This window comes from Streptomyces regalis (assembly GCF_001509475.1).
GTDB lineage: Bacteria > Actinomycetota > Actinomycetes > Streptomycetales > Streptomycetaceae > Streptomyces > Streptomyces regalis.
The window spans coordinates 111493-133847 of record NZ_LLZG01000115.1 but is presented as its reverse complement, the minus strand read 5'-3'; the positions used below and the strand labels follow the sequence as shown (position 1 = coordinate 133847).

Here is a 22355-nt window from a genome sequence, read left to right as displayed (position 1 = left end):
CCGGTAGGGCGCGCGCAGGAGTGTGCGCACGGGGGGCATCGGGGGATGCGGTATGCGTTCAGTCGCGACAAGGGTGCTTGCCCTGCCGATAGTCGGGATGACGCTGATGGCTCTGGTGGGCGCGGCGGGCTGCGACAACTCCGATGCCTCCGCCTCCTTCACCCCGGCTTTCGCGCCGGTCACGTTCACGCTCGACTCGTCGGGAAAAATCACTGTTTCCGTAGGCAGATCTTTTGTGACCCCGATCGGCGTGTTCTCCGTGGATGCGGGAGTTGAGCATCAGTTCGAAATCGACCCCAAGGGTTACCTCACCGCGATCTTCCGATATGTAAGTCCAAAACAGGGACTTGTCGAAGCGGGCTATCTGATCCGCACGGACCGCCGTGTCGAACCGTCCCTCGACGGCCAGTCGTTGGCCCCGGCCAAGGGCGGCACACTGCGTATCGACGCCACGGACGCCGAGCCGGGCGAGACGACACAGCTCACCGTCTCCGACACCCCGCAGGACTCCCCGATCCCCAGCGCCTCGGCGTCGGCCGCCTGTCCCGACTCCGGCGCCCTCGAACTCGTACTGCCGGAAGTGTCCGCCGGTGACTCCGTGACGGACACGGTCACCAAGCTGACCGCCGCCTGCCTCAAGGTTCAGTACGCCACCGAGGAAACGGACGCGTCCGAGGAGGGCGCCGTCACCAAGGTCGAAATCCCCACGACCGGCCCCGAGGGGGCGGTGCAACTGCCGCGCCCCGACGAGACGGCCCCAGGCCCGGGCGACACGGTCGAGGCGGCCCTGGAGCAGGCGGCCACGGTCTTCGTCGCGGCATCCGGGCAGAACCCGTCTCCGTCCGATACCGCAACCGAGCTCACTTCACCCCCCACGCCCACGGACTCGTCGCCGCCCACGGACGACACGACCACCACTGCCACCACGACCGTCTACGGCCAGGCCTACGCTCCGGTCCGCTCGGAGCCGAGTACGGCCGGTGTCCAGGTGAGCCACATAGCCGCGCAGGGCGAATACCAGGCCCTGTGCTTCCAGCGCGGGGAAGAGGTATCCGCACACGGCTCGGTCAGCAACATCTGGGTCAAGCTGCTCCGCACGAACGGCGAGACGGGATGGGTCACTGCCACCGCACTGAGCGGCGATCCGGAGGCGGTCGTCCCGACGACCTGCTGACCGACCTTGATGTGACTCATGTGGCTCATGTGACTCACGTCACCGCAGTCGCGCGAGGAAGAAAGCGGCTGCTGTGTCCGCGATCCTGGCATGCTCATGCATGACTACTGGGGGGTAATCGCCGTTTGCGCCAGTACCGGAACCGCCTGACTCGGCATGTCCCGGCACGGCCGCGTGCCCTCCCACCAGTCACCTCCTGCAGCGCACCCCCATACACCGCTCCCGAGGACACGCGTGCACAGATCCAAGCTCAAGAGGCATGCCTTACTGTCGGCAGCCACCATCGCGGCCCTGCTCATCACGGGCTGCTCCACCACCTCCCCGACCACCCCCGAAACGGCGACCGAGCCGGCGGCCGAGAGCCCTGAGCCCGCCGCGGTCCAGGAACAACTCGCGGTCGTCGCGGCCCCGTCCTCCGGTACGGCCACTCCCACCACGGTGGCCGACGCAGGTGAGGGAGGCACGGCGAAGAAGTCCTCGCTCAAGGTCGCCTCGTACGACAGGAAGAGCGGACGGGCCGTCATCTCGTCGCGGTCCGCAGCGAAACCGACTGCCGAACCGACCACGGAACCCACGGCCGAACCGACCACCGACCCCTCGGCCAGTCCCTCATCCGGCCCCTCATCCGGCCCCTCAACCGGCCCCTCGGCCCAACCCCCGGTAGCCGTCGGCGACATCATCGCCAGTGCCCCGGCCCCCGGCGCCCCCGACGGCGTGCTGGCCGAGGTCACGGAGGTCGTCAGCACCACGCAGGACGGCGGTATGACGGTCGGGACGGAACCGGCGAAGCTCAACTCCGTGCTCGGCGAGAGCAAGGCCGAGGGCGAGGTCCCGGTCGACCCGTCGTCCGTCGAGGTCAAGCCGCTCGTCCAGGGCGTGAAGGTCTCCTGGGCGAAGACCGGTGACCTCCACTTCGGACCCGAGGGCGCGAAACTCCCGCTGGGCAGCCTGCGTATCGACGTGGGCGCGGCGGTCGCCACGGCCGAGGGCGCCCCGGCGTCGGCGGCCGCGTCCGTGGAGGGCTTCGTCCAACTCGCCCCCGAGGTCGCGTTCTCGTACGACGGCTCCGGCGGCGGCACGAGCGCTTCGCCCGGCGGGGCCTTCCTGGGCCTGTCCGGAGACTGGGCCTCCCAGTGGTCCCTGAAGGGCCGCGCGGCCGGCTCGACGAACGGACAGCCGATCCGCATCCCCTTCGCCGAGCTCCACTCCGACCCGGTGATCCAGGTCGGCCCGATCCCCGTCGTCGTAAACCTGGATCTGACCTGCTACATCCAGGTGAACGCGGACGGCCGGGTGACGGTGGACGTCGAACAGGACCTCAAGGGCGACTTCCGCGTCGGCGGCACCTTCTCCTGGGCCAAGGGCTGGACCCCGGTCAGCGAGTCCGACATGACGGGCGAGCCCCTGAAGGCCACGGTCACAACCGCCGGCGACGTCAAGGCCGCGTTGGGCGCCGAGGCCACCGTAGGCCTGTACGGCACGGTGGGCGTCACGGCCGACCTGGCCCCGTACGTCCGCGCCCACGCCGACGCATCGGCCGAGGCATCCTCCGACGGCACGGCCACGGCGGCAGGCTCCTACGCCCTGTACGGCGGCGTGGACCTCACTGGTTCCCTCCAGCTCCAACTGACCATATTCGGCACGCCCGTCTTCCAGACGAAGATCCCGCTGGGCGCCCTCCACCGCGAGTGGCTACTGACGAAGGGCGGGGTCGGGGGAGCGGTGACAGCGAGCTCGGCAAAGACGACCGGCTGACCCGAGGGATGGCAGGCCCGCTCACGGGCCTCCACACGCAAGTGGCACGCGGGCTGCGCCGACGGTCTCTTCATCCCGGCGCGGCCCGCATGCGGCGTCGCCGCTGGCTGGGCAACCACCAGCCAACGCCGCCAGCCCTCAGTCGTGTCGTCAGTCGTCCCCACCCGAGCTCGACCCCGACCCCGATTTCCGACTCGAACGCGCCAGCCAGCGCACCAACCGGCTCAGCCCCAGTGTCACAGCGGCCACCCCACGCACCCAGCGCGGGCCGCCCCGCTCCGCCCACACGACGCAGACGTACCCTCTGAGGACGAGCGCGAGGACGCCGGACAAGACGAGGAGCTCGAACACGCTCATCCCCCTTCTTCCTTTACGGTTCGCGCAATCCTCTCAGCTCGTACACCAGGCTCTCGAACGGCAGTCCACACGCGCCGTCGCCGAACCCGCACGCCCCTCACCCGCACGTCCCTCACCGTCGCCCGGAGAGCGCGCCGCAGGGCCTGGATGAGCAGGCCGGCGGCGACCCCGAGCAGGACGAGGGCCGGCGTCGCCGTCTGCCGCGGCGGGAGATCCTGGGCGATGGCGGCGCCCAGGGCGAGTCGACCGAGCCCCGGAATGTTGAAGATCTTCTCCACCGCGACCGCGACCGCGACCGCGACCGCGGCACCGGCCAGCGCCACGACGGTCGGCAGAAGCTGTGGAAGCACGGCGGCCGATGTGCGGCGCAAGGCGTTGCGGGCGACGGCGCCGGGCGAGAACCGGAAGGCGTACCAGGTCCGCGCCCATGGCTCCGGAAGACGCCGGGCAGTGACTGGTCGAGCAGACCGCCGATCATCGCCCCCGACGGCACGCCGAGGGCGAGCGCGGGCAGCACCAGACGTTCACGTGCTTCCCCATGGGGGATCCCGGTGCCGACGCCGTAGGCACCATCCGCCCGTCAGGGCGGCCCTTCCTTGCGAAGAGCTTCGGCTGCCCGGCCTACACCTGGATCGACACATCGCGTCCGGCCGCCTTAGCTGTTGCCGAAGATAGGCACTTTCATCCGCTTATGCAGAAAAAGGTCTGCTTGCATGATTCGCCGTTGGTTCACAGCCGTCCTGGGCCCGCTCCTGCTCCTCACACCCGGGTCACTCACTGCGGCCTCGGCCGCCGAGGCCCCCGCCCCTTTGCGGGTCATGACCCGCAACCTCTACCTGGGTGCCGACCTCGCGCCCGTCCTCGCCGCCGGTAACCCACAAGCGCTCGTCGCCGCGGTGACCGCGGTATACGCGAACGTCCAGGCGACGAACTTCCCCGAGCGCGCCGAGGCACTGGCTGACGAGATCGCCGGCAGCGACCCCCACCTCGTGGGCCTCCAGGAAGCCGTGTTGTGGCGCAGCCAGACCCCAGCCGGACCGGGCAGCGCCACCCACGTCGAGTATGACTTCCTGCAGATCCTGCTCGACAAGCTTGCCTCCCGGGGCAAGCACTACGCGGCCGTGGGCACCGTCACCGTCGGCAGCGACTTCGAGGCCCCGCGCTCCCTGCCCGGCGGCGGCCTGCAGGACATCCGGCTCACCGACCGCGACGTGCTCCTGGCCCGCACCGACCTGCCCGCGCGCGTCTTCTCCGTGGCCAACCCCCAGGCAGCCCGGTTCCAGGCACACGTGCCCATCTGCCGCCCGCTGTTCGGCTGCGTTCCGCCCGGCAACGTCCCTATCCGGGTCGAGCGCGGCTGGGTCGCTGCCGACGCCACCTTGAGCGGCAACACCACCCGGGTGGTCACCACCCATCTGGAACCCGCCTCTCCCACCGTCCAGGAAGCACAGGCCGACGAACTGCTCGCCGGCCCCCTGAACACCACACTCCGCACCGTGCTTCTCGGCGACCTCAACTCGGCCGCCGGCGGAGTCGGCGCAACACCGGGGACCGCCACCCAGAGCTACAACCACCTGCTGGCCGCCGGCTTCACCGACGCATGGACCGCCACCCGCCCCGGCAACCCCGGCGCCACCTGCTGTCAGGCCGCCAACCTGATCAACCCCACGTCCAGCCTCACCCAGCGCATCGACTACGTGCTCTTCCGCGGCAGCGGCGTCACCGCACTGGCGAGCAATCGGGTGGGCGACACGCAGGCCGACCGCACTCCGTCAGGACTGTGGCCCTCCGACCACGCCGGGGTCAGGAGCCTGCTCCTGCTGCGTTGAGTGACACCCGCACAGGAGTAGGGCCCCACTTGAGGGGTTGCCCCATCACGCCCTCCAAACGGGCACCCCTTCGCCACGAGGGGCCTCCTCCCGGGGAATTACGTGACGCTCAACGCCTCGATCGTGGGGAAAACCCTGAACGCTCACAGGCGCGGCTCAGGGCGGGCAGTGCCCGTACGCGTTGAGAGCGTCGATACGGCTGCCGAACTTGTCGTCGGCCTTGTGCACAGCGGAGTAGTCGCCGACGGCGACCTTGCGGAACTCCGCCGGATCCCGGTCGATGAAGCAACCGGGCGCGTTGGCGATGAACGAGCCGACGGTGTCGTGCAGGTACGGCGGCAAGTTGACGTACCCGCTCTGCGGCGTCCACCGCCGCGGCGTGCCCTGATAGTCGTTCTCCGGGAAGAGGCAGATCTCCCCGGCATTACACGGCGGCGGCGCGGCGGGCACGGCGTGCGGGGCGTACGCGTAGGGAAGGCGTGTCGGTCCTTTCCGGTCGGTTCCGATGAACCCGGTTCCGGGGGTGCCCCAATGGACCGCCCCCGTCCGGCCCCACCAGAGTGGGGCGGCCGGAAAGACCTGGCCATTACGTTCGACTCGGATCGAATCGACCGAAAGACCCCCGACATCAGGACCGTGGAGGCATACGCCAGTACTGCCTCTTCTTCTCGTCCCGCACGACAACGCCGAGCCCCAGCAGCTCCCTACGCAGCTCCCGGGCGTCGTCGGCATCCTCCTCCCCCTTCTTCCGCGCCGCGGCACGAGCCCTCAACAGCGCATCCGCCCCCTCGGGCAGACCGGGCGCCCCGGGAACCCAACGCCTGAACTCCTCCCGGTACGGATCCTCGTCCGCCCAGCGATAACCATGCTCGGCAAAGGCACCGGCAACCCGCTGCCAGGACAGCCGACAATCCTCCCGAGCAAGCTCCATACCGTCCGCCCCGAGCAACACGAGCTGCTTGCCGTCCCGCGCCACCAGCCCGATCTCATCGCCCCCGAACTCCTGAGAGGCATCCCTGACGCTGAGAACGACACGACTCCGGGAGACCCTGACACCCAGCGACTCATGCGCCGCAACAAACCCGACGACCAGCCCCAACAGCGCCCCCACCCCAACGTCACCAACGCTCAGCCACGGCTCCGGAACAGAGGTCAGCAACTCGGCCGGCCCCTTGAACGGCGCCCAGGGCAACCTCACCAGCCAACGCGCAAGAACCGCGACCAACCAGCCGACGCCGCCCCCACACCCCACACAGAAGAGCACAAGCACCCAGGCCGACTCAGCGATCACGGTGACGTCGCCGGCCGACGCCCTGCCCTTCTCCGAAAGATCCCCCGTATTACTCATGTCCCCCGTGCCTACGCGTCTGGTCTCCGGTTTCACACCGCCGAGTCTGGAGGGCAGCCGTACATGCTGTCGTCGGCCGATGGTCTACGGGGGCTGCGACTTTGGTTGTGTGGTCGGCAGTGCCGAGAACCTTGCGGCGGCTCAGGACTGAGTGGATGAGGTCCGGTACGGGGAGCGGCGGCTGATGACTGATCGAGCCAGACGTCTACTTGAGCATGGGCGATGGCAGTGTCCGCTGCCCATCACTTCCTAGGCTGTGTGGACCTGGTCCCTCGGACGATCACGGTCTGCACCATGCCCTCCTTACCGGGCGGCGGCGCGATGATCCAGCTGGACACGTCTACGAAGCCGGCGACGCGCAGATGGCCCTCCCACACGGCGTCTGGATAGCACCGCCGCATAGCCGGTGCCTCCTCGCCATGCAGAACTGGTCCGTATTCGCCGCCATCGGGCGGTCGGTGCGAGAACACCAGGACGCCGCCGGGCTTGAGCCTCCGCCGGATCTTGGGCAACAGCACTTCCGGGTCGGTGAACCAGACCGCACCGAACACGCTGTAGATCGCGTCGAACTCCTCGCTGCAGGTGTCCAGGAACGTGGCTGCGTCTGTCTGGTGCAATTCCATGCGCACGCCGGAAAGCCCACGCGCCGACTTGATCTGGTTCCCTGACAGGTCGACGCCGACCGCGCGACCGCCGCGTGCAGCGACGTGGGAGAGGTTCCTGCCCTTCCCACAGCCCAAGTCGAGAACGCTTGTGCCAGGGCCGGTCGGCAGCAGCTCCAGTTGCGGGCCGTGGTCAGGGTGCCCGGTCCACTGCGCCCAGTGGAAGCGGCTTGGGTCACGATCCCACAGTCTGGCTTGGCGGCCGTCGCCGTAGGCGTCCCAGGCGTCCTCCTCGGTGGCGTGTTGTGTCACGCTCTTTCCCTTCCTTCAACAGAGGGTTACGGCCGCTGAGCGCACGGTGGCGCCCCTGCTTGTCGAACACTGAGCATGGACCTTCGAGGGTCGGGACGTTCCTTGAGGCGGAAACCCTCATCGACGAGGAAGAAGTGATTGATCGAGGCCCTGGACGCCACTCGCCCCGTTCTCGCTGAACTCGGCATCGGTCCCGAGGAGCCGCCTCCGGAGACTTACGCGAGGGCCGTGGCGGCGCGAAAAAGGGGGTACAGACCTGGTGACTCGGTCGTGGCCGGACTGGGGAAGGTTCCTACTGGGGCTGGACCCCGTCGTCCGGCGTCACCGCGACGATCGCGACAGTCGGAGGAGGCGGTGACGGTGTGTAGACGTATGCCACCGCCAGCCCGGGTACATCGCCTCTGGGTTCAATCCGGGTCTTGCGGACTTCAGTACCGTCCTGCCGCGGCGGCCCGAGGAGTACGCCGAGCCGTGGAATCTGCTCCAGTTCCTGCCGTAGTGACTCCAGGGCCTGCTCGGCCCCGACAGCCTTCGCCCGCTGAGCCGCCCGCGCTGTTACGGCAGCGATCACGCCGCTCACTGGTCCTGGGCCTCCCGCTTCAGACGTGCTGTGAGGTCGATGCCTTCCTGCACCGCGATGTCGAAGTACGGGTCCTGGTAGAGACGGATCCTGCCCCGGTAGTCGACGATCACCGTCGCTACGGCGTTCAGGTCGGTTTCCGACGAGGTCTCCAGCGCACGCTGAAGATCCGCTTCGAAGGACTCCTGGTCACCCGGGAAGCCGTGCCCGGACCGCAGCGCCGCTCGGATGTCGCCGATGGTCCTCAACGGCAACGGCGCAGGAACGGGTGTTTCCGCATGCTGTGCGCTCACGATCGTCTGCTCCTTGATGTCCTCGCCAATGTCCTCTGCCCTACGAGGAGTGTCCTACATGCTGGCGTCTGGCGTGGGCTTCGTTCTTGGGGCGGGGTGAACATGCTGAGTCCCGGCACGCCGTCCCCCACGGCCGGCCGCTGCGCTTCGCTTTGTCCGGGTTCGCGATCAACATGGTGACTAAACGTGCTTCAAGGTTTGCAGGAAGGAGCGCCAGGCCTCGCTTTCAACGGTCACTACCGGGCCTCCTGCATTCTTGGAGTCGCGCAAGAGGATGCCGCCGTTGGCCAACGCCCACTCGACGCATTCGCCTCCTGCGCCGTTGCTGTACGACGACGCGGACCATGCCAGATCGCCATGGCCGCCGGACTCTGCAATGCTCACTTTGCGTATTCCTTCAAAACGGACTTGATCAATTGGGCAGAGCGCTGAGGACTCAGGGCAGCGGCTCGCAGACCGTCGAACGCCTTGGTGTACTCACGAACATGATGCTCGCCTTCCAGGTACACGGCATCGGTAATGCCGTCCCGGTACACGATGTCCGGGTCTTCCTGAGCCGGGAAGCCCAGCATGGTGAATGAGCCCGTGACCGGATACGTGCCTGCGTCGAAGGGCAGGACCTGCAGGGTCACGGTGGGCAACTCGGCGGCCTCCAGCACACGTTCGAGCTGCTCCCGCATCACCGCCCGATCCCCGATGACGTGGCGCAGAGCGCCTTCGTTCACGACGAACCAGGCATCCGGGGCGTCAGACCGCGTCAGCATGGCTTGACGCTCCATGCGTACGCGTACGGCCCTGTCGATGTCCTCGGACGACATGTGGGCGCCGGTCGTGTGGAGCTCGCGAGCATAGACGTCGATCTGCATGAGGCCGGGAATCAACTCGCACTGGTACTGGCGGATGGTGGAGGCATCCTGCTCCAGGCCGATGTAGATGTTGAACCACTCGGGAACGCCGGCGCCGTGCTCCTGCCACCAACCGCGTGTCTTGGCCTGCCGGGCAAGTGACTTGAGGAACTCGCGCAGTTCGTCGCTGGTTCCGTAGAACCGGCACAGGGCATCGATGTCGGACGGCTGGACTCGGCCGCTTCCCGTCTCCATACGGTTGACCTTCGAGCCACTCCAGTCCAGGGCCTCGCCGACCTGGGCGCAGGTGAGCGCGCTCTTCTCGCGGAGCTTCTTCAGCTCGATCGAGAGGCGCCGACGGCGCGCCGTTGGTGATCCGGCCATCTCAACCCTCTTTCAGGTAGCGGGTGTTCAGTCTTGCGCCAAGGGGTGTGCTTGCCAATCACTCGGAAGTGGGAATCCCTTCCTGCACATTGCAAGAAGGGATGTGATGCGTCCACTCTGAGTGGGCAACGCAACTCATCGTGAGCGCCTATGACACTCCGTCGTTCCGAGGCGCCAACTGCGACGAGAGGGGTCTTTGTGAGCCGAGAAGCGTGTATGCAACGCAAGCCGTGGGAGCTGTGCTTCACTGCGAAACCCGAGGAAGTGGCGTACCTGCGGCGCGTCGTCGGGCTGCACCTGGGGAGCTGGGGACTCCTCGAAGTTGTCGACGCGGCTCAACTCTGCGTCAGTGAGCTGGTGTCCAACGTCATCACCCACGTCGGCCACGGCACGCCGGCCACACTGGCGGTCTCCATGAGCGGCCCCTACCTGCGTGTCGAGGTGCACGACCCCGACACGCGCGCTCTCCCCACTCTCCTCGATGCGGCTTCCGACGCGGAGGGCGGACGGGGAATGGCACTCGTCGACGCGATCGCCGACCGGTGGGGCGTACTGCTCCGGCCCGGTCGGAAGGTCACGTGGTGCGAGCTGGCGACGGGGCTCGCTTCGGCGAACGGGCATGTGGGTGGCGCGGGTGTCACCCGCGCCGAGGCGCTGATTGGTCTCTATGGGACTTCGCAGCAGCTCTGTGAGCGGAGCTCGAGTGCGCTGGGTATCTCGATGGCCGAGGAGGTCGTGGTCAACGTCATCACGGACTTCCTCCACTGGCTCAGCGCTCACGGCTGTGACGCGGATGAGGTCCTAGACCGTGCTCAAACGCATTTTGAGGCGCAGATCGAGGGATCAGGAGGCATGGGGCGTCGAGGCTTGTGATGAGGGATCCCTCGGAGCAATGCGGCGATGGCGCCTGCTGGCCTTTGGGATGCATGGCGGTTCCCAAGCCCGCCTGGGCTCAGATGATGGTCGTGTGCAGTCTGGAGACTCTGATCGTCTGCCGCGTCTGCCGTCAGGACTCTCTGAACGCGAGGCGGGCTACCACATCATTCCGGAAGCCGAGGATGGCCTTTCCCCGGCCCCAAGCATTCGCCGCCGTGCCGCAGAACGGCAACTCAAGAGCCGTCATCTGGGCGCCGGACCTCTTTCAGAACGTCGTCGAGCAGCCCACTCACGTCGCTTCCCCCCAGGACCAGTTGCCGGTCCAACAGCCGGTTTCCGGTCTCACATGATGTCTCACTCACCAGTGAACAGCCATGGCACGCCGAGAGGTTGAGTTGCGAGGCTCCTTGCCGGTCGCTCTCGATGCAGACCGGGTCGTTGGAACAGAAGTCCGAGTCGTCCAGGGCTGCCACCAGGAGGGGGATCAGCTTCCCGGGCTCTCCGAGCCTGACAAGGCCGCCGAGGGTTCCCTGAGCGTCGCCCGCCGCAGTGTAGATCAGGACCCCGGCCGTCTTGTCCGTACGGTCGGAGTTGGCGTAGATCCGTTCCTGCAGAGCGGCGGACGCATAGCCGCTTGCGAAGGCCAGGCGGCGTATGAGCAGGTGCGCCAGCGTGTGCAGTGCGATGTACCTGGGCTCAGGCACATTGAGGCGGCCGGCCCACGGAGAGTCGGCCCTACGCTCCTTGAGAATGCGCGCGCGTGCCTGTACCCCTGGCTGTGCTTCCCATTCAGCGAGCTTCTTCTCGTCGAAGCGCAGGAAGATGCCCTCTCCGAACAGCTCGATTGCCGGATAGGTGGGCCGATATCGCCGGTTCGTCCCCAGATCGGCGTTGATCATCGCTGCTTCCGCATCATGGCGCCGAAATCCGCGCAGAGCACGGACCTCCCGTACCCGACGCACCTGCCCGATTCCGGCGATCTTGCTGAGCAGGCTCTCCGGTCCTACGACCCCTTCGAGGCTCCGGCCGTCCACGACAAAGTCACTACCCGTGCCGTCGCGTCCTTCGTCGAGTTTCTTCAGAAACGCTGCCCACTCACCGTCCTTGAGGTCGAGGAGCATCTCGTCCGCAGTGCTTTCCTCCCCTGCGGCGACGGCAAGGACGGTTTCCGGCGCCACTCCGAGATCCTCGGCAATCAACCCTGCAAGCAATTCCGACTGGGGACCGCCGTTGTCCGTCACCACTCTTTCGAAGAGCATGTGACCACGGATCTTGTCAGCGACTTCTTCGGACTGAGGGCGTTCTTCCGGTATGTCGAGAGCCGAGATCCTTTCGGCGATGTAGTTGCCCGTGGCACCGCGCTGCACGGCGACCAACTCGTACGAACAAGGCGTCTTGACGGACTCTTCCGGCTCCCAGGGCTGTCGCCCACCGCAACGGATCCCGTCCCGATGCAGGGCGCCCTTCGCCACGAGTTCAGCAAGGCTGCGTGAATTCCCGCACCCGTAGCACTGGACGACCAGTGACGCGAGGCCCTCGCCGCGGCTGGCCAGCTTGCGGAACCTGAGCGACTTGTAGTCACGGCAGAAGCGAACTGCTTCGCTCAGACTCGCCGCACGCCCCCGATGCGCCCACTGGAACCAGTGGATGTCCTGTACATGGCTGCCCTTTTCGCAGACCGCGATGTAGCGCATGGGCACCAACTGGCCACCACATTCGCAAGTGTTGCTCCACTTTCCCTTCTTTTTCCCGGTCAGCATCGAGACCTTGTCGCAACGCTCGCAGAATCGCCATGCGGGAAAGCGCCAATAGGGCAGCGCGGGAGTGTCCTTGCCGGCAGGACCCGCGTGTGCCGGCGGTTGCCTCAGGACACCGGCCCCGAGGCGGGCCATCAGGCGCTCACAGCTGATCTCGTGGGCGAACTTCTTGTCCCACCAGGACGTATCCGGTGCCATGAGGGATTCGCCTCGGACATCGACGATCGCTCCCACGCCGAAGGGTGAGATCGTCTCGGAGAGACGGAGGTCATGCCTGATCTTCTCCACGGTGCACCTCCTCCCGAGGCTCCTGGACCTCGACCGCCACGTTGGGCTCCACGGATCTCATCGAGTCTCCGACGAGCCAGCCTTCGCCGGGCTGACCGAACTTCTTCAACAGAGCTGCCTGGTCCTTCTTCTGGTAGTACAGGGGCTCGCCCGACTCGCGTGCCAGTGCTGCCCGACGGTCCCAGTCCTTCAGGAGGCTCCACACTTCGGAGCGGGTCTCCGCGGCTTCGGAACTGTCGGTACGCGTCACGTAGCCGAGGAACTTTTCCACGAGTCGATCGACCGCGTCGTGGAGCCTGCCGTCCCCGAGGTCGAACCGATCTGCAGCGTCGTTGGGGGCGAGCACTGTGAACGACTGCCTCAGCAGAGCCACGATCGCACCCGCGAGGGATCGGTCGCGTGAGGCCAACGACCACGGTGTGACGCTCGTGGGCTCCACGCTCCGATAGAGAGCCTCGTGGTAGCCGCGGAAGGTCTCGAAGTGTGACCGGTCACGGGCTCTGCTCGACCTGAACAGTGTGACGACGACCCCCCTCGTGTCGCCACGTCCGACACGGCTGGTGGCCTGGATGTACTCTGCCGTGGTCTTCGGCTGCCCGACCATGAGCATCAGCGCGAGCCTGGGGATGTCGATGCCGACGGAGAGCATGTTCGACGAGAGGACTACGTCAATGGCCTCCGACGACACGTCGGCCTTGACCCGGAGCGCACGGAGATCGTTCGGCAGTTCCTCGGCTCCGCGGCGGCTGGTCAGTTCGAGGACCTTGCCCGCCCTGACTGAGCGCAGCGGCAGGCCCAGTCGTTCGGCGCGGGGTTCCAGACGGCCGTTGACGTCGTCGACGACCAGCGTCCCGGTACGGCCGAGCTCGCGAAGACTGTTGTGGTACATGACCAGCGTCCAGTAGGCGTCCCGGGCCGCGGCGGACGGTGCGCGGGCGGCCAACACCTCCGGAATCTCGACCATCGGTGTGACCGCGGCGATGACGGCCGACGGCTGCGAGACCGACTGTGGCATGAGACCGACGTAGAGACGTCCTTCTCCGCTCTCGACCGGACGGGAGAAGAAGGTCCGGTCGTCATCGAGTCCTGATGGCGGGTACAGGGCAACTTCGCGCCCGTAGAGCCCCTCCACTTGTTCCTGGGAGGCACGGATGGTCGCTGTCGACGCGACGATCTTCGGACTGGAGCCCGCCCGGCTCAGCAGGAGCTGGATGACGGCGTCGAAGACGGCGACAGTGGTCCCGAGCGGCCCTGAGAGCAGGTGCAGCTCGTCCTGGATGACCATGGACGGTTGCTTGAATGTGGTCCCGAGGCCGAGCAGCCTGCCGGCTTCGGGCCTGAACTGCAGACGCGCGAACTTGTCGACTGTGGCCAGCAGTATCGTGGGCGGCTCGTCGTACAGCACCTCGTCGACCACCGCGAGCGGAAGTTCGTCGGCGAACTCGCACGACTCGTCGACGCAATGAAGCACGACGTCCGTACCCGCCAGGCGCATGCCATAGTCCTGCGGCTTGTCGCTCCTGAGCTTCGGCACCATAGGCGTCAGGCACCAAGGACAGCTCTCGACCTGGAACGTGTTCGCCTCCTCCGGACGTGCAGCCTTCTGAAGGCGCTTGAGTGCGTCCCGTGCATCTCCGCGCGTACCAGGGGTGACGTCGTTGCCCACCCAGAGGCCGATCGAGAACGGCGCCATCCCCTTCGCCCGGTCGTCCGTGGCCCGCAGCCTCTCCATCGCGCAGACCAGCGCCGCTGCACGCTGGAACTGCTGAGAGGTCAGGAGCCGCAAGGTATAGCGGGTGATGACGGCAGTTCCTCCGCCGGCCAGGCCATGAGTAAGTCGTCGCCGGAAGATCTCAATCGCGGCGAGGCCCAGATACGCCTCGGTTTTTCCGCCACCTGTGGGGAACCAGATGAGGTCGACGAGTTCGCGGTCCTTGTGCGTCTCATCGACGGTGGATGCCAACGAGACGAGCAGAAACCCAAGTTGGAAGGGGCGCCAGTGTGGCTCCGGCACGTCCTCCTCCGGCTTTCCACGGTTGATTTCCGCCTGCCGCATCTGGAGGCGCATGGCGGTCATGCCGAGCGAGAAGGCTGTGCGGAGCTTCTCCTGCCCAGGTGCCCGAAGGAGATCCACTCCTTTCCTCATCCTGTCGGCGGCGTCCTCCGAACGCTGTGCGATGCGGACGGCCACTGTCTTGTCCGTGCCGAAGGTTTCTGCTCGTTCCCTCTGCTGGGAAGCCCAGTCGGCGAATGCGTCGACAAACGCGTCCAGGGACCGAAGCACTGCGTCCGGAGCCGGGTCGATCTCTTGGAGGTGCTTCAGCTCCAAAGACTTGGCTTCAGTCGTGCCCTCGTCGAACCCTGTCGTCTCGACGGCGGGCACCACGAAGGCGGGTACGGGATCCAGGAAGGCCCTGATGCAATGCCCCTCGGCGAACTCCCAGTCCGCGGCCATACCGTGCCCGACCGCGTACACCCTTCTATTGCGGTATCGCAGGCGCAGTTCGGCCGTTTCCGGGTCGGCGTCGATCGAGCGCGTCGTGTCGTACTCCAGGATCTGCGCGCCCGCGGAAGGCCTAACTGCCAACTGCACCTGGAACAGCATCAAGGGAATGTCGAGTCGGTCGTCACCGGTGGATTCAGTGAGAACTCGAACGTGCACCGTGACCAGCCAGTCACCCTTGAATTTGCGCCAACGCGATCCGACCTCTACCGACACGCCGTTCACGACCAGGTCCACCGGCCCGTCCTCTCGCCGGAGAACGAGGTCGTAGGCAGGGAACGGAGTCCGCCTCCACCTTGGGGGCCCGTCCCCCTCGACGGCCGCATACGTGCCGCACGAGAAGTCCACGTCGACCGAGTCCCCGTCGGTGACGAACGAGAGCGCGACAGAGGAGGGTTTCCAATCCTCGGCCAGGGGAACCCCGGCGCCGTCCTCCTCGACATCACCTTGGGGAACATCGGCGGAGACGTCATCGTCCCCGCCGTCACGACGCCCGCTGGTCACGACCTCGGCGGGGACCGGGAACAGCATGCCGACGGCGTACTGCCGGTGAGGCAAGTTCGTTGTGACCTCGTCGTCTCCTGCCTCAGGTCCCACATACGACGTGCGGAGATGCTGAAGGGCCTCCTTCTGGGCCGCTGTGAGGTTCACTTGCCAACCTGCTTTCCAAGAAGGTCCTGGAGCCGCCTCTTGTCCTCCTTGGACGCGACCACGTGAAGCGTGACCCGGGCTCTCGTGACGGCCACGTAGAACGCGGCCACTCCATGGTCGTCGTATTCCTGGGGCAGGTCGCAGACAATGACGTGCTCTGCTTCCAGTCCCTTGGCGAACCGGGGGTTCGTCACGAGGAATCCGGCCTTGGTCCTGCGCGGCTCGCCGTCCCCGGAAACACTGATGATCCAGATGTCTTGGCGGCGAGCCCCGTTCGCCACGAGGTCTCGAGCCACAGCCTCGGCCGCGGCGACGTCGGCCGTCCCGTCGGACCACCGCCATTCCACCCGGTCGCCGTGGACGATGCCTGGGTCTCCGACATCGGCGCCGAGGTACTCCTGCACCACGTGGACGATCGCCCTTGTGTTGCGAACGTTCCGGTCCAGGTCGTACTGGAGCGCCTCCTGCTGTACCAACTCACAGACGTCCGGGTCGAATTCACCATCGACACGTGCCTGGTTGTTGGGGTCGAGGAACATTCTCCATCGGCCGCCTTCGCGACCTCCGCGGATCACGGAGTCCAGTGCATCCATGCCCTCGGCGTTCATGAGGTCCTGTGCCTCGTCGACGAAGACTACGTCGTACTGCTTGTCGCCGGACAGGTCCGCGAACGGAAGGAGATCGATGTGCCTGCCCTCGATCCGCGGGCCGAAGAAGTCGACGAGAGCAGGCGAGTGGAAGGTGATGAGCACCGATCTCCCCTCGCCGGCCTCCTGCTTCGCGCCTTCAGCCAAAACCAATGACTTCCCGGTGCCTGCACCACCGAAGACAAGCATCCTGGGGTTCCGCGAGAGCGCGGCAAGGACACGGGCCTGCCCCTCGGTCGCCCGGTTCTGCTCCTCTATGACGGCGCCTCGCTGTGCGTCGATGACGGGCATCCGCGTGAACTCACCGAAGAGACGCGCCCGGAGAGTCTCGGGCCGAGCGACCCTGGCCCCGAGGGGTGCGGTTCTGGCCCCGCTGGCAACCCTCTCGAACGCTTCCGTCATTGCGGCGATGCTCATCTGGTCCTTGGCCCACCAGTGGCTCCCCTTCCACTCGACGGCTGCAGGAGGGGCGTCTATGTCGGGCGTGAGCGCAACGGCCTCGGACGCAAACCAGCCGACACCCTCCTCGCGCAGTATGTCGCGCAACGCGTACATCGCCGACTGTGCCTGGTCCATCGGGGATTCACGCAACTTCTTCCAGTCACCGTGGCGGTCGATGGAGTACCAGACACCGTCGTACTTCCTGACGCCCCCGCCCTTGATCTCGATGAGGATGACGACACCGTCCCAGAGCACGACGAAGTCCGCCTCACCCTGCTGCTTGATCGCATGGCTTCGCAGCTTCACGGAGTGGAAGGCGACAGCGCCTTTGGGCCCGTCGATGGATCTCAGCAGCCGTGCCACCCGCCGCTCGGCGTTGCTGGTGGTCGTCGTCTCGATGTCGGCGAGATCGGGTATGAGGATCATGCTCCCTGCTTTCGCCAGAGGTCCTCGTAAACGCGGTATCCGAGGAAGTCGTTGACTGCCCCGAAGTTGTCGGCGACGTCCACGATGAGGCACTCCGGCTTGCCGCCGTTCTCGGGGCCACGCAGACCGCGGCCGGCCATCTGGATGTATGCGCTGGGGCTGAACGTCGGCCTCGCGATGTACAGGGCCCGGACACCTGGCGCGTCGAAGCCCTGGATCAGCAGGTCACAGTTGGCCAGAACTCGGATCTCTTCCTTCTTGAACTTCTCGATGACGTCACGGCGCGCCTGCCGTCCGGTCTGACCGCTGACTGCCTCTGCCGCGACCTGCCGGTAACGGAGCGTCGCAGCAAGAACCTGGGCGGACAGGACGTTCGGCGTGAACACAAGGATCGGCCATTCCGGGTCCTGGCTCAGAATGTGCTCCACGAGAATCTTCATGCGGGCCTGGTCCCGGCCGATGCGGTCGAGAACCTTGGGCTCGAGCTTGCGGAACGACTGCACCTGCGCAAGTTCATCCGGCTTCAGTCGAACATCCACGCCCGTCCGCAACACCTCGTGGCGGACTCGGGCGAGGACACCCCTCTTCGACAACTCCTCATAGGCATTGCCGTCGAAGGCGCTCATCTTGTGGTGACCGAAGCGAGCCGCCAGCTCCCTGGTCGGCTCGGTGACGTCGCCACTCCCCTTGAACGGGGTCGCCGAGATGCCCACCAGAGGCCGTTCCCAGCTTCGACCGTCGACTCCGAGCCACCTGAGGATCTTCGTGTACATCTTCGAACCACCGGCTCGGTGCGCCTCGTCGATGAACACCGCAGATGCCCGACTCAGCCACTCGTACTCAGGGGTGTCGGCCACCCTGTCGAGCTTCGCGTCAGTAGCCACGATCACGCTGAACTCGGTATCGGGCTCGTGGACGACATTGGTGTTCCAGAGCCGACCGATCGTCAACGGACGCTCGTCGCCGAGCCAACGCCAGACGGTGCTGAACGTCTGCACAGCCTGCTCGCAGAGTTCCTCCGACTGCGCGATCCATAGCACCGTTCCGCTCATCTCCCCGTCGACGAAGAGCCGCAGTACGGTTTCGGTGGCGACGCGCGTCTTCCCAGCTCCTGTGGGCAGCTCCACCATGCCCTTGCGTGCGCGACCGTCGGCGTCCCGTTCTGTCAGGACCTCCTGCAGCTCCCCACTGATCTTCTTCTGGAAGTCGTGCAGGGCGTTGAGCTTCACGGCACCGGGCACGACGAACTCGTCGTCCTGATGCCGGCCACGACGTCCGGCGTACTCCGTGCCGAACCCCATCTTCCGGAGCCAGGCGATGGTCGACGCGCCCCCGGCCCACGTCGTGGGAACGTCGGTGTATCCCTCCGCGCTGAACTGGTCCGCGAGGAGCCTGATCGAGTCGCTGCCGTAGACGGTCAGGAAGAGCCTCGCGACGGACGTGGAGTCGTCCACCAGGCCCTGCCCTTCGAGCGCCTGCCAGAGCCCCTTCGGCAGGATCTCCTTCAGCGTGTCGTCACCGAAGAAGACCTCAAGACGTTCTGCATCACTGGATGCGGCGCGGGCGGCCTGCCGCTGTCCCTCCAGTCGTTGGTCGAGTCGTGCCTGGAGGATCTCGCTCAACTCGGCGTTCGTCAGGCCAAGATCGAATGCTTCGCTGATGATCTGCAGGACACGTTGTTCGTCGAGGTCGGCTCGGACTACGAGGGTCAGTCCGTCGCGGTGCCACTCGAGTGACTGGTCCTCGACACCGTCCTCGGTGGTCACACGCTTCGTGACGTGAACGGCCTTCGCCACGGTTGCGTTCACGACCTTGTCTTCGACGAACGTCGAACGGAGTCCTGCGTACAGGTCGAGGACCCGCTCGGCGTCCTGCTGGCCGTCCACCAACAGCGAGAAGGAGAAGCTGTCTTCGAAGCGGCGGCATCCGACCGCTGCGACGAGCAGCTGTGCTTCCTCCTGATCCGCCCTGAGGTACGGCTTGAGTCGCGCGAAGAGAAAAGTGCGCTCCTCCTCGGTCGTCGCCAAGTACACCGCGTCGGGACGCCTCGACTCGATGACGCGTCCCACCCGGGCAGGGATACGCACGGGATGCCCGTTTGGGAACGCAATCCTGCCGGCGGTGAGAACGAAGCCTGTCAACGCGCCATTCTTGATCGGTGAGGTGACTTCTGCCTCGAGTCCTTCGCGCAGGACCTCTGCCGGAACCTCGTTCAGCTCCTTGGGTAGTGCCAGAGCGTCTTCGACGTGGCGGGGACCGCGGAAGAGAGGCAGTAGGGCCTCGTACTCGACAAGCGATGCCGAGACGACTCGGCCAGGAGCCCGGTAGCCGCGTGTGGACTTCAACACCCCTGCTCGATCCACTGCCCATCGAACAGGGGAAACGACTCGGTGGGTGAGACCCGTGTCTATGTCCGTGCAGAGCCAGTAGCCTTCCCCGTCAAGCCTGAGCAGCCGTTCCGTCCACCGCTCACGGATGGCATCGGGAGCCTGCGCTTCCTTCAGCATGAGAAGCGCCGAGAATGGGCCGGGGCCGTCGCCCCTGTCGAACTCGACCTGCTCGATGGGGCGCTCCCCAGGACCGAGCCTCCGGTTCAGCTCCTCCAACACATATTGGGCGTAGTCCTCGTAGTGGATCTCATCCTCGATCGAGTACGAAGCCACCGGATCCGTGATGACGCCTGCCGCATGCGCGATCTCCGGAACACACCGGGTCCGATCCAGCACGCGATCGGGGGTGCCGTCGCGGAGCCCGTCGATGTCCAGCACGTGCCCGGGCAAAGCCCAGCCGCCGTCGCGGGTCGGTACCTTGACGCCTCCCGCTTTGTTGCTGGATACGACCTTCTGGGCTTGCGCCATCGGCACATCGGTGGCTGCGGCCCAAAACTTCGGGAGTTCTTCGTCCTCCGCCTCCGGCGACAGCTTGGCCATCCTGGCCTCGAACTTCGCGAGCGGGTCCAGGTCACGGAACCCCCTGTCACTGAGCTTCTTCTCAACGCCGGGGACGGCAAGAAGGCCGGGATCGACGAAGCACGCACCTTCGATGTCGATGTCCTCGACACGGTGGAGGAAGACATGGCCACGGTCGTTGAGGGACCGCATGCCGTCGGTCGTCGGAATGACCTTCGCAGAGTTGATGCCGTCGACTCTGGGGTTTTGCAGCACGAATTCGAGCGCCTTCGCAGCGGAGGCCATGTCGTCCCCCTCCGCCCACTCACGCAGCCAGGTCAGGATGCCCCTCTTGCGGATCTTCTCCAAGGCCTTTGCATCGTCCCTGGAACGCGAGTCCACGAAGGCGGAGGAGGCGCTGTACACGTAGAGCGTCCTCAAGCGGGTTACACGCTGGCTGCTGGCATAGCAACGCCAGTGCGGCACGTCGTCCCCGGTGTTGGGCGACTCGATCCACTCTTCGTGGTTGCGCTCGGTGGCACCGTTGCTGAGAAAGTCGAGAGGGCGAAGCTGCGGTGGTGTGCGCAGGACGCCGGTCGCGTCGGGGATCAAAGCCATCTCGGATCCCAGCTGCGGGACATGGGCGCAGAGGATCTCGTCGCCGAACGAGTGAGCCTCGCGACCACGGGCCGGCATGTAGTCCAGGTGCGCGGCCGGATCATCGGCGGTCGAGACCTCCGGCAACATGTCGAGGAACATTCCGGAGAGTGTCACGAGGATCTCTCGGTTGTACCTGTTCTCGAGCAATGTGGTGCGGTCGTCGTTGACGCTCCAGGGGGCGTTGAAGAGAGCGGACGCAGATGTCCTGTCCTGGAGGGGGAAGTACGACCAGAACTCGCCCGTTCTCAGCTGAGCAATGCGTGCCGGCATGGCAACCGTCACCTTCACCTGGTCACGCGACACGGCTTCACCGACCTCGGACCGCGCCTCGGGGCTGGGTGCGTGCATCTGGTCCTTGACGTACCACTCGTCGTGGTCGCCCTCGGGGCGCTCGATCCGGAACCTGCTTCCGCCGAGGTCGCGTGACACGTGGCTCGTCACGAAGTCGGCGTCCGCCCCAATCACTCGGAGCCGAACCTCGCGCACAGCATTGACGAAGAGGAGGAACTCGGAACGGAACTCCTCGATCTCCCTCTTGAGGTTCTCCAGTTTCAGGGCACGAGGCAGCCTGACGATGGTCGCCGCCCACGGCGCGAGTTCCGCCAGAATCGGATCCTTGGCGAACTCGGCCTCGGCATCTATCCGCGTCGCGGTCCTCAGGGCCGGGAACCTCCTGGCCGTCGACCCGATCGACGCGATAGCAGCCTTTGCCTTGGCTGAGTTGAACTCAAAGGAGATCGATCGGCTGAAGACCTGCGGAGCGTCCGTGACGGCAAGCACGGACTTGAACCCGAGGCCGAAACGCCCGATCTCGTCGCCCCTCTTGCCACTGAGGTGTGCGTGCGCGATCGCCGTGAGGCCACTTCGCGAGAACGGACGGCCGGCGTTCGCGCAGTACAAGGTCTGGTGGTCGAGGTCGAGGACGATCTCGACCCGTCCGGCGCTCTCCTCGTGCTCGTTTGCCCCGGTCATCGCGTCGGCGGCGTTTTGCACCAGTTCGAGGAGTGTGCGGTTGGCGTAACCGCCGACGCGGATGGACTCCTCGTGATTGGCGTGCTCCGTGATCAGATTCGGGTTCGCCCGATACGACTCGATCGCTCGCCTGAAGAGATCGTCGACCTCATGGACCAGTCCCGCGTCCGGGACCCACTCGGCATGCTTCTTCGTCACGATTGCACCGCCTCGGCTGCCGACACCGCAACGCCCCACTGCCAGACCTGCACTTACGTGGCTCCCGAACGTCGATCGCCCATGTTCCTCGACAGTGCGTCACGTCACGCACCATCGACCTGCCACGGACTGTAGACGCAGTCACCGACAGATCGACTTCTTATCATCAGATTGGTACTTCGAGGCAGTAGATGGGAACCTACGGCGAACGTCGACATATTGTCGTGAAGTCAGCCGCGCGGTCGGCTGTGCTCCACTTCTCGTGGTCGATCCCGGAGCGTCAAGGAGTCGTCCCGGCACTCCCAGCCGACTGCGCGGTCTAGGACCCCAGCGATCCTGGCTTCCGCCGCAGTGCGATGTCCTGAACCTCGCAACCAAGTGGCTCAGGACGAACGGTCCGGCAGGCCGGGCTGGTCAAGGTGCGAGGCAGGCAGCGCACCAATTGCACGTATTCTCGGCGCAGCATGGGAGTCGACGCGACTGGAGTCGATGTCGGAGTCGGTGCACGGTTGCCCCGCAGGAGACCAAGCGCACCGCTCCCGAGTGCTCGACGAGCCGGTAACGCCCAA

17 protein-coding genes are annotated in these 22355 nt (G+C 66.1%); 4 read left to right on the top strand and 13 right to left on the bottom strand.

Features of this window, described 5'->3' with window-relative positions:
• Window positions 1-97 precede the first annotated feature (97 nt).
• Both ADL12_RS17115 and ADL12_RS17110 read left to right on the top strand, forming a co-directional pair.
• Window positions 98-1174: an SH3 domain-containing protein gene (locus tag ADL12_RS17115; RefSeq protein WP_062703309.1), complete on the top strand. Its 1077-nt coding sequence runs from the start codon at window positions 98-100 to the stop codon at window positions 1172-1174.
• Between the two features lie 234 nt (window positions 1175-1408).
• The gene (locus ADL12_RS17110; protein WP_062703307.1) at window positions 1409-2929 is read left to right on the top strand and encodes a hypothetical protein; all 1521 of its coding nucleotides are present in this window, start codon (window positions 1409-1411) and stop codon (window positions 2927-2929) included.
• A 150-nt stretch (window positions 2930-3079) separates the two neighbouring features.
• Here ADL12_RS17110 and ADL12_RS17105 read toward each other — a convergent pair whose 3' ends face one another.
• Window positions 3080-3286, bottom strand: a complete 207-nt coding sequence (locus ADL12_RS17105; protein WP_062703305.1) for a hypothetical protein — start codon at window positions 3284-3286, stop codon at window positions 3080-3082.
• Window positions 3283-3636: a hypothetical protein gene (locus ADL12_RS56470; RefSeq protein WP_244187919.1), complete on the bottom strand. Its 354-nt coding sequence runs from the start codon at window positions 3634-3636 to the stop codon at window positions 3283-3285. Before ADL12_RS56470 ends, ADL12_RS17105 begins: the two co-directional genes overlap by 4 nt.
• Window positions 3637-3999: 363 nt before the next feature.
• On the opposite strand from ADL12_RS56470, the gene ADL12_RS17095 reads away from it, so the two are divergent.
• Entirely contained in the window at window positions 4000-5115 is a 1116-nt protein-coding gene (locus ADL12_RS17095) for an endonuclease/exonuclease/phosphatase family protein (protein WP_079052085.1), read from the top strand.
• A gap of 156 nt (window positions 5116-5271) precedes the next feature.
• Here ADL12_RS17095 and ADL12_RS54010 read toward each other — a convergent pair whose 3' ends face one another.
• The 7 genes from ADL12_RS54010 to ADL12_RS17070 all read right to left on the bottom strand — a co-directional run bounded on the left by ADL12_RS54010 (window position 5272) and on the right by ADL12_RS17070 (window position 9479).
• A complete protein-coding gene (locus ADL12_RS54010; protein WP_062703299.1) occupies window positions 5272-5565 on the bottom strand; it encodes a peptidase inhibitor family I36 protein in 294 nt (97 codons plus the stop codon).
• A 178-nt stretch (window positions 5566-5743) separates the two neighbouring features.
• A complete protein-coding gene (locus ADL12_RS17085; protein WP_244187918.1) occupies window positions 5744-6499 on the bottom strand; it encodes a YqeB family protein in 756 nt (251 codons plus the stop codon).
• Between the two features lie 206 nt (window positions 6500-6705).
• The gene (locus ADL12_RS17080) at window positions 6706-7377 is read right to left on the bottom strand and encodes a class I SAM-dependent methyltransferase (protein ID WP_062703297.1); all 672 of its coding nucleotides are present in this window, start codon (window positions 7375-7377) and stop codon (window positions 6706-6708) included.
• A gap of 292 nt (window positions 7378-7669) precedes the next feature.
• Entirely contained in the window at window positions 7670-7957 is a 288-nt protein-coding gene (locus ADL12_RS54005; protein WP_159053182.1) for a hypothetical protein, read from the bottom strand.
• Entirely contained in the window at window positions 7954-8250 is a 297-nt protein-coding gene (locus ADL12_RS17075; RefSeq protein ID WP_062703295.1) for a hypothetical protein, read from the bottom strand. The genes ADL12_RS54005 and ADL12_RS17075 overlap by 4 nt, the downstream gene beginning before the upstream one ends.
• Before the next feature lie 180 nt (window positions 8251-8430).
• Window positions 8431-8634, bottom strand: a complete 204-nt coding sequence (locus tag ADL12_RS50450) for a DUF397 domain-containing protein (protein ID WP_079052084.1) — start codon at window positions 8632-8634, stop codon at window positions 8431-8433.
• On the bottom strand, window positions 8631-9479 hold the full coding sequence (locus ADL12_RS17070; RefSeq protein ID WP_062703293.1) for a helix-turn-helix domain-containing protein: 849 nt from the start codon (window positions 9477-9479) through the stop codon (window positions 8631-8633). The genes ADL12_RS50450 and ADL12_RS17070 overlap by 4 nt, the downstream gene beginning before the upstream one ends.
• Window positions 9480-9695: 216 nt before the next feature.
• On the opposite strand from ADL12_RS17070, the gene ADL12_RS17065 reads away from it, so the two are divergent.
• Window positions 9696-10352: an ATP-binding protein gene (locus tag ADL12_RS17065; protein WP_062703292.1), complete on the top strand. Its 657-nt coding sequence runs from the start codon at window positions 9696-9698 to the stop codon at window positions 10350-10352.
• A 236-nt stretch (window positions 10353-10588) separates the two neighbouring features.
• Here ADL12_RS17065 and drmB read toward each other — a convergent pair whose 3' ends face one another.
• The 4 genes from drmB to ADL12_RS17045 are packed head-to-tail and all read right to left on the bottom strand — an operon-like array spanning window position 10589 to window position 21786.
• The gene (drmB, locus tag ADL12_RS17060; RefSeq protein ID WP_062703290.1) at window positions 10589-12400 is read right to left on the bottom strand and encodes a DUF1998 domain-containing protein; all 1812 of its coding nucleotides are present in this window, start codon (window positions 12398-12400) and stop codon (window positions 10589-10591) included.
• A complete protein-coding gene (locus ADL12_RS17055) occupies window positions 12381-15554 on the bottom strand; it encodes a helicase-related protein (protein ID WP_062703288.1) in 3174 nt (1057 codons plus the stop codon). The genes drmB and ADL12_RS17055 overlap by 20 nt, the downstream gene beginning before the upstream one ends.
• Window positions 15551-17068: a nuclease-related domain-containing DEAD/DEAH box helicase gene (locus ADL12_RS17050; protein WP_062703286.1), complete on the bottom strand. Its 1518-nt coding sequence runs from the start codon at window positions 17066-17068 to the stop codon at window positions 15551-15553. The genes ADL12_RS17055 and ADL12_RS17050 overlap by 4 nt, the downstream gene beginning before the upstream one ends.
• Window positions 17065-21786 carry a DEAD/DEAH box helicase gene (locus ADL12_RS17045; RefSeq protein ID WP_079052083.1) on the bottom strand — a complete coding sequence of 1574 codons (4722 nt, stop codon included), beginning with the start codon at window positions 21784-21786 and terminating at the stop codon, window positions 17065-17067. Before ADL12_RS17045 ends, ADL12_RS17050 begins: the two co-directional genes overlap by 4 nt.
• Between the last annotated feature and the right edge of the window lie 569 nt (window positions 21787-22355).